Source organism: Moraxella nasicaprae (genome assembly GCF_025643275.1).
GTDB classification, from domain to species: domain Bacteria; phylum Pseudomonadota; class Gammaproteobacteria; order Pseudomonadales; family Moraxellaceae; genus Moraxella; species Moraxella nasicaprae.
The window spans coordinates 640,193-653,459 of sequence record NZ_CP089977.1; the positions used below are offsets into that span (position 1 = coordinate 640,193).

The following is a 13,267-nucleotide window of genomic DNA, read 5'->3' on the forward strand; positions in this document are numbered from 1 at the left end:
ACACAAGGAGTTTTTTATGTTAAATACCCAATCAAAAATCTTAGGCGTTTCTATCATTTCTGCAATGCTATTGCTGGCAGGTTGTGGTCAGGACAAGGCTGCTGACGGCAAAGGTGCAGAAGGAAAAGCTCAAAATGTCGTGCGTATCAATAATGGCGATGACCCTGAATCACTTGACCCACACATCGCCAATGATGTTGGCTCATTCAACATCATTCGCCAGATGTTCTTAGGTCTAACCACCACCGATGCTGAGGGCAAAACCATTCCAAGCCTTGCTACCGAATGGAGTAATGTGGACGAAAAAGTTTGGACATTTAAGCTAAATCCAAATGCCAAATGGTCAAATGGCGAACCATTGACCGCACACGATTTTGTGTACAGTATGCTGCGTCTGCTTGACCCAAAAACTGCATCGCACTACGGCACTTATCTTGCTGATGCCAAAGTGGTGAATGCTGCTGCATTTAACACCGGTAAAGCCAGTGCTGACAGCGTTGGTATCAAAGCGCTTGACGACCACACACTACAAATCACCCTATCAGAACCTGTACCGTATTTGGCTGAACTGTTGGCATTGCCAGTCGCTGCCCCTGTGCATAAAGCCACCATCGAAAAATTTGGCGAAAAATGGACAGACCCTGCCAACATCGTGGTGAGCGGTGCTTATACTCTCGAAGCAAACAAAACAGGCGAAGTAATCCGCCTAAAACGCAACGAGAAGTTCTACGACAATGACAAAACCTCCATCGATACTGTGGAATTTTTGCCAATTCAAGGCATGGCTGCAATCAATCAATACAAAGCAGGCGATATTGACCTTGTGGGCGGTGTTCCGCCAGAGCAGTTTGAAGCTCTAAAAAAAGAGCTTGGCGAAGACCAAGTGCGTACCGCACCAAACTTCTGTCACTACTATCTAGACTACAACTTCAAAAAAGCACCAACCAATGATGTTAAAGTGCGTCAAGCGTTGAATCTGACCATCGATAGAGACATCGTGACCAAAGACATGATGAAGCGTGGCGAAATCGCCTCTTATCAGTTCACGCCTGAAATCATGCAAGGCTTAGGCAAGGTAACACCAGTATGGGCAACTCAGGATATGGCAACTCGTGCTGCTACCGCCAAAAAGCTACTAAACGAAGCTGGTTATAACGAAAATAATCCGCTAAAAGTAGAAATTTTGTACACCACCAGCGAGACTGGCAAAATGATGACCGCTGGCGTATCAGCCATGTGGAAACAACATCTTGGTTTTGTTGATACCGCCTTGGTCAATCAAGAATGGAAAGTCATGCAGCAAATGCGTCATCAAGGCGACTTCCAAATTTCTCTGGGTGGCTGGTGTGCCGACTACAACGAACCATCGTCGTTCCTAAATATGTTCCGAGCGAACAACGACAACAATAACGGTAAGTACAACAATCCAAAATTTGACAGCTTGCTAGATGCAACAACTGCCCCAGATGTGTCTGCTGAACAACGCAAAGACCTGTATATTCAAGCAGAACGCCTGTTGCACGAAGATGTGCCAGCTGCTTACTTGTTCTTGTCTGTTGGCTCTCACATGATTAAGCCACACCTAGACGCTCCAACACTAAAAGACCCGCTGCACAACTGGCAGGTCAAAGATTGGAAACTCAAAAAATAAATCTGCTTGTAATGTCATGGTGTACTGTATGTTGCAGTACACCATTTTTTATGTTTAATATATAGAAAAAAACAATAAATATACATTATTTGATTTGAAAAACCCATACAAAATAGCAATAAAATCGCCACGCTCTGTGATTTTTTCTAAAAAAGTTTGTTATAATACGGCTTTGTGGTAGTTTTGTGTTTATTTGTGTATGAAAATAATATCGCACAAAACAAGCAATCATTATGAACCAATCCAAAATCATCGACCACTCGGCAGAAGATTGACGGATGTAGTCAAGGAAGTATTATGTTTAAGCTGATTGTTAAGCGTTTTTTTGAAGCAATTCCAACATTGCTGTTTTTGATCACCATTTCATTCTTTATGATGCGTTTGGCACCAGGCAGTCCTTTTGCTGGCGAAAAGAACCTACCGCCAGCAGTGCTTGCCAATATTGAAGCCAAATACAATCTGAATGACCCTTTGGGAATGCAGTATCTAAACTATCTATGGCAACTATTGCATGGTGATTTTGGTCCATCATTCAAATACAAAGACTACACCATCAATGAACTTTTGATTCAAAACCTACCTGTTTCATTTGAGCTTGGTCTTTATGCGTTCATCGTTGCTGTCTTGATTGGTGTTACTATTGGTGTCATTGCTGCACTACGCCAAAATGGATTTGTGGATTATATTTTGATGACATTGGCGATGATTGGGGTTGCTGTTCCTAGCTTTGTAAAAGCACCGCTATTGGTCTTGATTTTTGCCGTTACTCTAAAATGGCTTCCTGCTGGTGGTTGGAATGATGGTGCATTCATGAACCTGATTTTGCCTGTAACCGCCTTATCTTTAAGCTATGTAGCAGGCATTGCTCGTATCACTCGTGGCTCGATGATTGAAACCCTAAACAGTCCATTCATTCGCACTGCTCGTGCCAAAGGTCTATCAACCAGCACCATCATCATTAAGCACGCTCTGCGTCCTGCGATGTTGCCCGTAGTATCTTATCTTGGCCCTGCTTTTGTGGGCATCATCACAGGCTCTATCATTATTGAGACTATTTTTGGTATTCCTGGCATTGGCAAGCTCTTTGTGAATGGTGCGTTGAACCGTGATTATAGCTTGGTGCTTAGCCTAACTATTTTGGTTGGTACTTTGACAATCGTATTTAACGCCATTGTTGATATTTTGTACGCTGTCATCGATCCGAAAATCAAATACTAATCATACAATAAGGATTGTTTATGTCTACTCAAACAACTACAACGCCAGCCAATTTGGTCAAGGAAGTCAAAGCTCGCAGTCCATGGCAAGATGCTTGGAAGCGTTTTTCTCGCAACAAAGCGGCATTGGTCAGCTGTTTTATTCTACTATTAATTGCGGTATTTGTTACTGTTGCTCCTATGTTTGTGCCATTTGGTTATGCCGATACCGATTGGGCAAATATGGGTATCGCTCCTTCTGTTGATAGCAAGCACTACTTTGGCACAGATAATCTAGGTCGTGATTTGTTGGTGCGTGTTGCTGTCGGCGGTCGTATTTCCTTGATGGTCGGTATTGCTGGGGCATTGGTTGCGGTCGTCTTTGGGACGATTTATGGCTCTGTTTCTGGCTACTTGGGCGGCAAGGTCGATATGCTGATGATGCGTTTTGTTGAAATTTTGACCGCTTTTCCATTCATGTTCTTTGTGATTTTGATGGTAACTCTATTTGGTCGTAACATCATCTTTATTTTTGTTGCCATCGGCTTGGTTTCTTGGCTTGACATCGCTCGTATCGTGCGTGGTCAAACTTTGAGCCTAAAAAATAAAGAATTCATCATCGCTGCTCGCACAGGCGGTGTCTCTGACTGGAAAATCATCACTCGCCATATCGTACCTAATGTCTTGGGCGTGGTTGTGATTTACGCATCATTACTTGTGCCTGGTATGATTATGTTTGAATCATTCCTAAGTTTCTTGGGCTTGGGCGTGCAAGAACCAATGACCAGCTGGGGTGCATTACTACAAGAAGGGTCACAAACCATGCAAGTTGCCCCTTGGCAGCTGCTTGCACCAGCAACATTCTTGGTCATTACCTTGTTCTGCTTTAACTTTATTGGTGATGGCTTGCGAGACGCACTTGATCCAAAAGACCGCTAATCAAAGGAATTGGAGTTATAAAAATGGCATTATTAGAAGTCAAAGACTTAAATGTAAAATTCGTTACCGAAGATGGCTTGGTCAATGCGGTCAATGGCGTAAATTTCACCCTCGATCAGGGTGAAACGCTGGCATTGGTTGGCGAGTCAGGCTCTGGCAAATCAGTTACCTCCATGTCAATCATGCGTCTGTTGCCAAAGAACATCACTCGCTATGACAAAGGTTCGTCCATTGTATTTGATGGCATCTCTATTCTAGAAGCCAGCGAAAAAGAACTGCAATCATTGCGTGGCAAGCGTATCGGCATGATTTTCCAAGAACCGATGACCAGCCTAAACCCTTATCTTACCATCGGTACACAGCTGATTGAAGCTGCCACGACGCACAACCCAAACATCAGCCAAACCCAAGCCAGCTCACAAGCGGTTGAGCTTTTGACCAAAGTGGGCATCCGTGAGCCTCAAAGACGGCTCAAACAGTATCCACACGAGTTTTCAGGCGGTCAATTACAACGCATCATGATTGCGATGGCATTGACCAACAAGCCTGACCTGCTCATCGCTGACGAACCAACCACAGCACTTGATGTGACCATTCAAGCAGAGATTCTGGATTTGCTTAGAGCATTGCAAGCTGAAATGGGCATGGCAATCATCTTTATTACGCACGATTTGGGCTTGGCAGAACATTATTCAGACAAAGTCTGTGTCATGAGACACGGTCAAATTGTTGAGCGTGGCGACATCAAAGAAGTCTTTAACAACCCATCGCACGACTACACGGTAGAGCTGATTAACTCCACCCCAAAAGGTATGAAAGAGCCTGTGGCAGCCGATGCCAAAGTGCTGCTTGATGTCCAAGATGTCAAAGTAAAATTCGTGCTAGAAAGTAACTTTTTTGGCAAGCCTACCAAAATCTTTGAGGCAGTCAAAGGCATCAGTATTCAAGTCAAAGAAGGCGAAACTTTGGGTATTGTTGGCGAGTCAGGCTCTGGCAAATCAACACTTGGCAAGGCAATCATGCAGATGCTGCCTTATACTGGCAAAATCAGCTTTGACGGTAAAGATTTGGACAAGCTGTCAAAAGCTGAACAAAAATCTCTAAAAGCAAAACGCCAAATCGTCTTTCAAGACCCTTATGGCTCACTATCGCCACGCTTGACGGTAGGCGACATCATCGCCGAGCCACTAACCGTGCATGAGCCACATCTAAGCAAAGAAGAACGCACCAAGCGAGTCTTGGCAATGCTTGACGAAGTAGCAATGCCACACTCTGCCCTAAACCGCTATCCACACGAGTTTTCAGGTGGTCAGCGTCAGCGTATTGCCATCGCTCGTGCCATGATTTTGAACCCAAAATTTGTCTTGCTGGACGAGCCAACCTCAGCACTAGACCGCTCGGTTCAGGTCAAAGTGGTTGAGCTGTTACGCAATCTGCAAAAGAAATACGGTCTGACTTATCTATTCATCAGCCACGATTTGGCCATCGTGCGTGCGATGAGTAATAATGTCATCGTCATGCAACAAGGCGAGGTGGTGGAATATGGCAATGCCGAACAAATCTTCCACAACCCCAAAGAAGAGTACACCAAAAAATTATTGGAAGCGACTTTCAATCTATAATCTTTTGGCAATCACACCAAAAAAATCCCAAAGTCATCATCTTTGGGATTTTTTATCATCACAGCCAAACCTTGAAAACCTGACTATCAGCCCCATTATGCACATAACTTTGACAAACAACTATGTATCATGAATTATCCTTTTTTGGCATCTTGTGATGAAGCTTTGTACAATCATCTTAGCGAGGAACTGGCACAACAAGCCGATGAAATCGTGCGTCCTATCAGTCATTTTTTTGACGCACAAGGTTTGCCCTGCCCCATGCCTCTGCTTAAAGCAAAGGTGTCGCTTCGCTTGGTGGCAAGCGGTCAATCGTTATATTTGCTTGCCAGCGACCAAAATTCACAAACCGATATCATCGCCTTTTGCAAAAAAAATGGGCTGATGGCACACAGCTGGGTCAGCCAATGGACAGATAAGCCTTGCTATCATTTCATCATCAATAAGCCCTAGACCAAAAAATAGTCGCTATTTTGGCGTGATAATTTATATGAATTGTGCATTTTTTACTAGCCTTTCTGGTCAGAGTTCCGTACAATAGCAAAGAATATTTAATCAAATCAAAGACAACCAAGTTATCAAAATGACCAAACATTCACACCCTGCCAATGATTATGATGACTACGATGAGTATGACGAATTTGGCGATTATGACGATGAGCTTGATGAAGCATTGATTGGGGAGTTGGACGATGAATTTGACGACATCGAACTTGACGAACTAGAACAAAGCTACTATCAGGACAAAAAACTTGCCAAAAGCTACTCGCCTGCGGTCATAGATGACGCCAATGTTGCCACCAAAGACCTAGTGCCTGCGATGCCCACACATTTGACTGCACCTGGTGTCAATCTGGGGGCATACATCAATACCGTGCATCAAATTCCCATTTTAAGCCCAGAAGAAGAACAAAAACTGGCTCAGCGATATTATAATGATGGCGATTTGGAAGCTGCCAGACTGCTGGTGATGAGCCATCTGCGTTTTGTGATTCATATTGCCAGAAGCTATTCTGGCTATGGGCTGTCACAAGCAGACTTGATTCAAGAGGGTAATTTGGGCTTAATGAAAGCAGTAAAACGCTTTGACCCAAATAAAGGCGTGCGTTTGGTCAGTTTTGCGGTGCATTGGATTAAGGCAGAGATTCACGAATTTGTCATCAAAAACTGGCGAATCGTCAAAATTGCCACGACCAAAGCACATCGTAAGCTATTTTTTAATCTACGAAGCCTAAAAAAATCAAGCAATCAGCTCACGCTTGAAGAGGCAACCGCCATCGCCAACGACCTCAATGTCACCGTCAAGCAGGTATTGGAAATGGAGGCACGCCTAACCAGCTATGACGCCTCATTTGAAATTCAAGACAGCGATGAAGATGATGGTCGCTATGCACCGCAGTTATTCTTAGAAGATGCCATTGACCCTGCCGAAGTGGTTGAAGAAGCTGACTGGGAGGACAATACCACCACCGCTCTACAATCAGCCATGGATAGCCTTGATGACCGTTCACGAGACATCATCACCCAAAGATGGCTTGCCGACCAAAAGGCGACTTTGCACGAGCTGGCGGCTGTGTACAACATCTCCGCTGAACGAGTGCGTCAAATCGAAAAAAATGCGATGGATAAAATCAAAGAAGCCATTACCATCGATAGCGTTATTTTGGACACCTAAGGAGCAATGATGAACTGGCTTAGAATCAGTGCCATCAATTTGGCGATGGCGGTGGCGTTTGGGGCATTTGGCTCACATGGGCTAAAAAACATCGCAAACGACTACCAATTACAGATTTGGCAGACCGCCACACTCTATCTATTCATTCATGCCTTAGGCTTACTTGCCATTGGCGTGCTGCACACGGTCAGTCGCCATCGTGCCAGCCTAAGTGCATGGCTTATCCAGATTGGCGTGCTGATTTTTAGCGGTACGCTGTATTTGATGGCGTTAGGCTTGCCAAAGTGGCTTGGGGCAATCACCCCCATTGGCGGCACTCTGATGATTATTGGCTGGTTGACTCTTGCCTTAACCAAATCCAGCTCTCATCAGTCATAAAAAAATACCCAATGATGAAAATGCCTGTTATAAAATCATCATTGGGTATCGCCTGCTAATTTGCCATATTTTTGGGATTTTGGCAATGATTTTTTGGTAAAAATTAACCCATGAATTTTTTTTGGTTAAACATCATTAAAAAAACGCCCACCATTAACATCGCTAAGCAAAACCATCATTGCGTGGATTTTGCCCAAAATATCGACTCAACCGAAAAACCATCATAAACGACCTTTTCAAGGGTTTTTTGTAGGTTTTTTAAAAATACGACTGATTGACGGTGTCAGCTGACGCATTATCGTCACAAACACATCACTCGCCATTCATCAAATCAAGCCAGCTTATGACAACATCAACACTAAAAATCGCCAGCATTCAACTGTGCAGTCAAACCAACATCGACCAAAACCTTGCCATCATCAGTCAAGCGGTACAGGAGGCAGCAAAACACGGTGCAAAATTCATCGTGCTGCCAGAAAACGCCTGCGTGATGGGCAGACAAGGGGAACTGGCTCAAAGATTTGATGAGATGGTGGTATTTTTTCAGACGCTTGCCAAGACGCATCAGGTACATCTACTGGCAGGCACTCTGCCCTGCCCTTATCGCCCTGATGGTAGCAACACGCAAGAAAGATTTCGCCAAAGCAGCTTGCTGTTTGACGACTCTGGCAAACAAATCGCTCGCTACGATAAAATCCATCTGTTTCGTGCCACGGTCAATGACAGTACTGGCAACTACGATGAGGGCAGAACTTTTGAGGCTGGCGATAAGCTGGTTGTTGCCCCCTGCCTGATAGACGGTATGTCTGTCAATATTGGGCTGACCATCTGTTTTGATGCCAGATTTCCAAGCCTTGCCCAACGCCTAAGACAACAAGGGGCGGATATCATTACCGTGCCAGCCGCCTTTACCCATCAGACAGGTCAAGCACATTGGCAACTGCTGCTTCAAGCTCGGGCATTAGACAGTCAGTGCCTGATGATTGGTGCAACGCAAGGTGGCACGCATTACATTGGCGACAGCACTCGCCAAACTTGGGGTCATGCCATGATGGTCAATGCTCATGGTCAGATACTTGTCAGTACAGACAGCACCGAAGTTGGGACAAAAGGCTATCTGGTTTGCTATGCTGATTTTGATAAAGCCTTTCAAGACAGCGTGCGTCAGCGTATGCCAATTTTTGATTGTCATCGCTTGGCATAAGCGTCATCAGTCGCCTAGCCAGTCCACGCCATTTTTAGGACAGCCGCCACCACAAAAGGCGTGATGACAATCGTGATGATTGACCCTGCTGACAATAATGCCAATGTTGGCAGTGCGTTTAGTCCTGTGGCGTACAAATCCACCGCCCCTGTGGCAAATATCAATACAGGCAGCTGCATTGGCAAGGCGATGAGTGGCACTAAGACAGCGGCATTTTTTAGCGTGAGCGTCAAACTACTGGCAATCGCAGACAAACCAAGCAGCATTGGCGAACCAACCACAATAGAGCCAGCCAGCACCACCGTATCCATCATCGGCAAATCAAACAGCACCACGACCAATAGCGACAATACCGCCACCGCACCAGCACTAAATAACCAATGCACCATCAAGCGTGCCAATACCCAGACAGATAAGGGAGCATTTGCCACCACCAGCTGAGCCAATGTGCCATTTTCAAACTCGCCTCGAAACAGCTCATCTACCCCCATTACTAAGGCAATCAAGGCAGCAATCCACACCGCAGATGGAGCAAGTCTTTGTAACAAAACAGGCTCGCTACCAATAGCAAGGGGGAACAGCGTAATAATCAACAAAAAGATGACAAGTGGGTATAGCCAGCCAACCATGCCTTGTTTTTTGATTTGCCATTCTCTGCCAAGCATGGTCCAAAATACATGATTCATCATAGGGCAAACTCCGCCAAATCCAACACACCATTTGTCGCCTTGGTCGCCTGATGACTGGTCATCAGTACCGCACCGCCTGCATTGGCAAATTCGACAATTCTTTGTTCCAGCTTTGCCACCATGCTCACATCTAATGCTGTTAAAGGTTCATCAAGTAGCCACAAGGGAGCGTGCGACACATTCAATGCAAATAATCTTGCCAAGCCCACACGACGCATTTGTCCTGCTGATAATTGCACGCTGGATACTTCTTGCAATCCTTGTAATCCCACCCACGCCAGCGATTCATCAATCATCTGCTCATCGGCAGTAATGCCATACAATGACAATAAAAATCTTAAATTCTGTTCTACGGTCAAATGCGTGCTAATGCCAAGCTGATGGGATACATAGACCATTTGGGCTGGCAGTTGTACCCACCCTTCAATGATAGGCAATAATCCTGCCAGCTGAGACAATAAGGTCGTCTTGCCCAAGCCATTTTCACCAATCAAATGATAAATATCGCCTGCACGCAGTTTGGCACACACGCCCTGACACAGCACAAAGTCGCCTCGCTGTACCGCCACTTGCTCTAATTGTGCAATCCATTGACCCTTTGTTTGATAATCGCTCATCGCCCCACTCATTGCTCATCAACCTGCTGTCATCATAAATGGTTATCATACCAAAAAATCACTCATAAAATCAGTCATCAAATGCCAATTTCTGCATAATTTTTGCAAAAAATCCTGCAAAATTTGTTAAAATCTACCAAAACAAGTAAGATTTTTAGGCAATGAACTTCTTCAAACGACTCAAGCAAAGATTGACCAAATCCAATCGCTCCAACAGCACCCAAACTGATGAGACAACCACTCAAATCAGCCATCGCCAATCTCTAATCAAGACCATCACTTCTTGGCTGTCTGACAAAGATTGGCATTATGAACAGCACAACAATCCCAATCTGCCACATACTTGGCATTTTATTCTACACTTTCAGGAATTCAAGGATTGGGCGTGCGTGCTGCAAGTCAATGAACAAAATCAGCTGGTCAATCTGTACGGCGTCTTGACCCAAACCGTGCCAGAGACGCATTTTGCCACTGCCTTAGTCGCCATCAATCGCATCAATACCCGCCTACCACTGGGCAACATTGAGCTAGACACCAACGATGGCGAACTGCGAGTACGAATCGGTTTTGATGCTGAATTTGTGCCACCCACCAACAAGCTGCTGGATATGTATCTGCATCTACTCATTCAGCTAAGTAAGGCTGCTCATGAGCTGTATGGCGACCTCTGTCAGGAGGAAGAGCCAAGCCCCATCATCTATGACTATCTGATGAATGAACCAAACGATGATGAAGTAGAGTCATCGCCATTTTTTGAACCCACTCAGCAGTATCAATAATATTTTGTTCGGTCAAAATCACCAAATTATGATGTCTTTTAAAGTCGCCCACCACCCCCTATTTTGTTTGCCTTTGCCAGAGGGACACCGCTTTCCGATGGCAAAGTATCGTCTTTTACCACAAACGCTCTTGGCGGACGGCATCATTGCACCGTCTCAATTTTTTGTTCCAAGAATGGCGACGGTTGATGAGATTTTGACCACGCATAGTCCTGACTATTGGCAAATGCTAGATGAGCTAACCCTACCGCCCAAAGATTGCCGTAAAATCGGACTACCAATGAGTCAAGATTTGATAGACCGTGAACGCTATGTCGTTGGGGCGACGATAGACTGTGCCAAATACGCCCTAACAGACGGTATTAGCTTATCCACTTCTGGCGGTACACACCACGCCTTTAAAGACAGTGGCGAGGGTTTTTGTGTGCTAAATGATGTCTGCGTGGCAAGTAATGTGCTGTTAAATCAAGGACTTGTCAAAAAGATTTTAATCCTTGACCTAGATGTCCATCAAGGTAATGGCAATGCGTCCATAATGGCGGATAATGCCAATGTCTTTGTGATGAGTCTGCACGGCGAGAAAAACTATCCTTATCACAAGCCTGCCTCCGACCTAGACATTGCTTTGGCGGACGGTGTGGGCGATGATGAGTATTTGTCATTATTAAAATATCATTTACCCAAAGTGCTTGATGAGTTTAAGCCCGATTTTATCTTTTATATCGCAGGGGTGGATGTCCTTTGTGATGATAGATTGGGTAGGATAAACTTAACGATGAATGGGCTGTATGAGCGAGAACGCTATGTGATAAAAACTGCCTACCGCCGCCAAATCCCAATGACGGTGGTCATGGGCGGTGGCTATGCCCCTGATATGGGGGTGATTGTGAAGGGGCATTGTGGGGTGTTTGGGGTGGTGAGAGATTTGTACATTTATACAATTTAAAAAAACCATCACTCATCTTTTGTTAAATCCAGACCAATAGATTTCAACTCCTCAAACCCCAATTTTATCAAAGCTGTACCTTCACTTATCAACCCATCATCACCTTTAGCAACCCCTAAAATAGTTTTAAGAATTCCAATTTTATGGGTTATTAAAGAAAAAGAATTATCCAATTCATATATTTTAGTTAGAATCTCTATGGATTCCTCCAGTCTTTCTAAGTATAAATTATTCAATTTATCATGACCTTTTGGTAGAATTTTTAATATTTCTGTTTTGAATAAGAGTTTTGCGACGTCATTATTAATTTCTGCTAGTTTTTTCTCTATTAACTCTATTTCTTTATCCGTAAGTTCTCTACTCAAAATATACCCAGCAACAATATCAATAGTAAAAAGAACAATATTACTCTCAATTCTTAGAGATAATATATTTTGAAACTCTTCAATTTCAGCTTTAGGGGGTTTTTGGTCAAATATTTCTGTGTCACATTCATAAATATCCCATAGATTTGATGTCATTTCTAAATAATATCTTGTAGCGAATAGCCTCTTAAATTCCTCATAGTTGTTGTAAGGAAAGTAGGGATTTAAATCTAGGGATTTAACTATATAGTTTATAGCAAGGTCGTAGTTGTTTTTTTCAAATTCTAAAATTGCCTTATATCTATAATAAGAACACTCAAAATTATTTATTAACATAACAACATTTCGTGATGTTATGTTTTTTTCCTGAGTAATTTGCTTAACTTCATTTATTAATTTAATATTATCTTGTAGGGAGAAATTTAATGAAGATAAGTCTTTAAATCTTAAAAACATATCATTAAAAGATTGTGTTATAACCATCAGATTTATTTTAATAGCAAGGTTAATTTTTTCTCTTTCATTTAAATTATTGTTATCCAAAACTTCCTGAATGGCATCTATATTTTCCTTAAAACTAGCAGATGTATCAAGGTTATCTAAATTTAGATAACTCTTATAAATAATATCCTCTTGATTAATAAAAAATGAAAAACCAAATACAATATTATCTTTAATGGTTTTTTTAAAAAAACTATTAATGCTAATTAGATTTTTGGGTATAATATAGAATTCTGGAATATCTGCTATTATTATACGCAAAATATTCATTTTGTTTAGATAACTATGCTGATTAAACTTTTCTATTTCCTCATGAATTATTAAATCTATTCTTTCAGTTTGGAAGTTTTTATCAAGGTAGATTTTTTCATTTTCGTAAAAAGTACCAAAATAAATTAATGCAGGAATTTTGGGTGAAAATTTTAAATGAAAAACAAGTGAAAATAGCACGACTACGCTTATTGATAAAAGTATCGCTAAATCAAGTGGTATATTAAAAAAATAATATAAAGAAAATGTACCAAACATAGTTAGTAACCAATGTTGGTATTTTAAAAAAACAAAACACAGAGAAGCCTTAAAAAATTTTGAAAGGCGTGGATTTAAAAATGATGCACCAATGTATGCAAGTAATGATGCAATAATACCTGCTATATAATTATTGGTTAAAATTTCTCTGAAGTCAAACCAAATTGTATCCATATT

At 42.6% G+C, this 13,267-nt stretch carries 13 protein-coding genes; 10 read left to right on the top strand and 3 right to left on the bottom strand.

Annotated elements, in window-relative coordinates; all coding sequences use genetic code 11:
- The first annotated feature begins 16 nt into the window (after window positions 1-16).
- The 8 genes from LU297_RS02975 to LU297_RS03010 all read left to right on the top strand — a co-directional run bounded on the left by LU297_RS02975 (window position 17) and on the right by LU297_RS03010 (window position 8,665).
- Entirely contained in the window at window positions 17-1,651 is a 1,635-nt protein-coding gene (locus LU297_RS02975) for a peptide ABC transporter substrate-binding protein (RefSeq protein WP_263076929.1), read from the top strand.
- A 297-nt stretch (window positions 1,652-1,948) separates the two neighbouring features.
- Window positions 1,949-2,869, top strand: coding sequence for an oligopeptide ABC transporter permease OppB (gene oppB, locus LU297_RS02980; protein ID WP_263076930.1), 921 nt, complete (start codon window positions 1,949-1,951; stop codon window positions 2,867-2,869).
- 20 nt (window positions 2,870-2,889) lie between these two features.
- Window positions 2,890-3,786, top strand: a complete 897-nt coding sequence (oppC, locus tag LU297_RS02985) for an oligopeptide ABC transporter permease OppC (protein ID WP_263076931.1) — start codon at window positions 2,890-2,892, stop codon at window positions 3,784-3,786.
- Between the two features lie 23 nt (window positions 3,787-3,809).
- Entirely contained in the window at window positions 3,810-5,408 is a 1,599-nt protein-coding gene (locus tag LU297_RS02990) for an ABC transporter ATP-binding protein (RefSeq protein WP_263076932.1), read from the top strand.
- Between the two features lie 129 nt (window positions 5,409-5,537).
- Window positions 5,538-5,861 (top strand): sulfurtransferase TusA family protein, encoded by a 324-nt coding sequence (locus LU297_RS02995; RefSeq protein ID WP_263076933.1) that lies wholly within the window; start codon window positions 5,538-5,540, stop codon window positions 5,859-5,861.
- Window positions 5,862-6,228: 367 nt separating this feature from the next.
- On the top strand, window positions 6,229-7,083 hold the full coding sequence (rpoH, locus tag LU297_RS03000) for an RNA polymerase sigma factor RpoH (protein WP_263077312.1): 855 nt from the start codon (window positions 6,229-6,231) through the stop codon (window positions 7,081-7,083).
- A gap of 6 nt (window positions 7,084-7,089) precedes the next feature.
- On the top strand, window positions 7,090-7,461 hold the full coding sequence (locus LU297_RS03005; RefSeq protein WP_263076934.1) for a DUF423 domain-containing protein: 372 nt from the start codon (window positions 7,090-7,092) through the stop codon (window positions 7,459-7,461).
- Window positions 7,462-7,804: 343 nt separating this feature from the next.
- Window positions 7,805-8,665 (top strand): carbon-nitrogen hydrolase family protein, encoded by an 861-nt coding sequence (locus LU297_RS03010; RefSeq protein WP_263076935.1) that lies wholly within the window; start codon window positions 7,805-7,807, stop codon window positions 8,663-8,665.
- A gap of 14 nt (window positions 8,666-8,679) precedes the next feature.
- Here the strand turns inward: LU297_RS03010 and LU297_RS03015 are convergent, their stop codons facing one another.
- Window positions 8,680-9,354: a heme exporter protein CcmB gene (locus LU297_RS03015; protein WP_263076936.1), complete on the bottom strand. Its 675-nt coding sequence runs from the start codon at window positions 9,352-9,354 to the stop codon at window positions 8,680-8,682.
- On the bottom strand, window positions 9,351-9,971 hold the full coding sequence (gene ccmA, locus LU297_RS03020) for a heme ABC exporter ATP-binding protein CcmA (protein WP_263076937.1): 621 nt from the start codon (window positions 9,969-9,971) through the stop codon (window positions 9,351-9,353). Before ccmA ends, LU297_RS03015 begins: the two co-directional genes overlap by 4 nt.
- Window positions 9,972-10,132: 161 nt before the next feature.
- Here ccmA and LU297_RS03025 point away from each other — a divergent pair, with 161 nt between their 5' ends.
- Together LU297_RS03025 and LU297_RS03030 are read left to right on the top strand one after the other, a co-directional pair.
- A complete protein-coding gene (locus LU297_RS03025) occupies window positions 10,133-10,750 on the top strand; it encodes a YbjN domain-containing protein (RefSeq protein WP_263076938.1) in 618 nt (205 codons plus the stop codon).
- A gap of 28 nt (window positions 10,751-10,778) precedes the next feature.
- Window positions 10,779-11,696, top strand: a complete 918-nt coding sequence (locus LU297_RS03030) for a histone deacetylase family protein (RefSeq protein WP_263076939.1) — start codon at window positions 10,779-10,781, stop codon at window positions 11,694-11,696.
- An 8-nt stretch (window positions 11,697-11,704) separates the two neighbouring features.
- Here LU297_RS03030 and LU297_RS03035 read toward each other — a convergent pair whose 3' ends face one another.
- Window positions 11,705-13,264, bottom strand: a complete 1,560-nt coding sequence (locus LU297_RS03035; protein WP_263076940.1) for a hypothetical protein — start codon at window positions 13,262-13,264, stop codon at window positions 11,705-11,707.
- Window positions 13,265-13,267: the final 3 nt, after the last annotated feature.

Excerpts from the sequence above, each read along its gene's own strand:
- LU297_RS02975 (WP_263076929.1), top strand. The coding sequence starts at position 17 with ATGTTAAATACCCAATCAAAAATCTTAGGCGTTTCTATCATTTCTGCA.
- oppB (WP_263076930.1), top strand. The coding sequence starts at position 1,949 with ATGTTTAAGCTGATTGTTAAGCGTTTTTTTGAAGCAATTCCAACATTG.
- oppC (WP_263076931.1), top strand. The coding sequence starts at position 2,890 with ATGTCTACTCAAACAACTACAACGCCAGCCAATTTGGTCAAGGAAGTC.
- LU297_RS02990 (WP_263076932.1), top strand. The coding sequence starts at position 3,810 with ATGGCATTATTAGAAGTCAAAGACTTAAATGTAAAATTCGTTACCGAA.
- LU297_RS02995 (WP_263076933.1), top strand. The coding sequence starts at position 5,538 with ATGAATTATCCTTTTTTGGCATCTTGTGATGAAGCTTTGTACAATCAT.
- rpoH (WP_263077312.1), top strand. The coding sequence starts at position 6,229 with ATGCCCACACATTTGACTGCACCTGGTGTCAATCTGGGGGCATACATC.
- LU297_RS03005 (WP_263076934.1), top strand. The coding sequence starts at position 7,090 with ATGATGAACTGGCTTAGAATCAGTGCCATCAATTTGGCGATGGCGGTG.
- LU297_RS03010 (WP_263076935.1), top strand. The coding sequence starts at position 7,805 with ATGACAACATCAACACTAAAAATCGCCAGCATTCAACTGTGCAGTCAA.
- LU297_RS03015 (WP_263076936.1), bottom strand. The coding sequence starts at position 9,354 with ATGATGAATCATGTATTTTGGACCATGCTTGGCAGAGAATGGCAAATC.
- ccmA (WP_263076937.1), bottom strand. The coding sequence starts at position 9,971 with ATGAGCGATTATCAAACAAAGGGTCAATGGATTGCACAATTAGAGCAA.
- LU297_RS03025 (WP_263076938.1), top strand. The coding sequence starts at position 10,133 with ATGAACTTCTTCAAACGACTCAAGCAAAGATTGACCAAATCCAATCGC.
- LU297_RS03030 (WP_263076939.1), top strand. The coding sequence starts at position 10,779 with ATGATGTCTTTTAAAGTCGCCCACCACCCCCTATTTTGTTTGCCTTTG.
- LU297_RS03035 (WP_263076940.1), bottom strand. The coding sequence starts at position 13,264 with ATGGATACAATTTGGTTTGACTTCAGAGAAATTTTAACCAATAATTAT.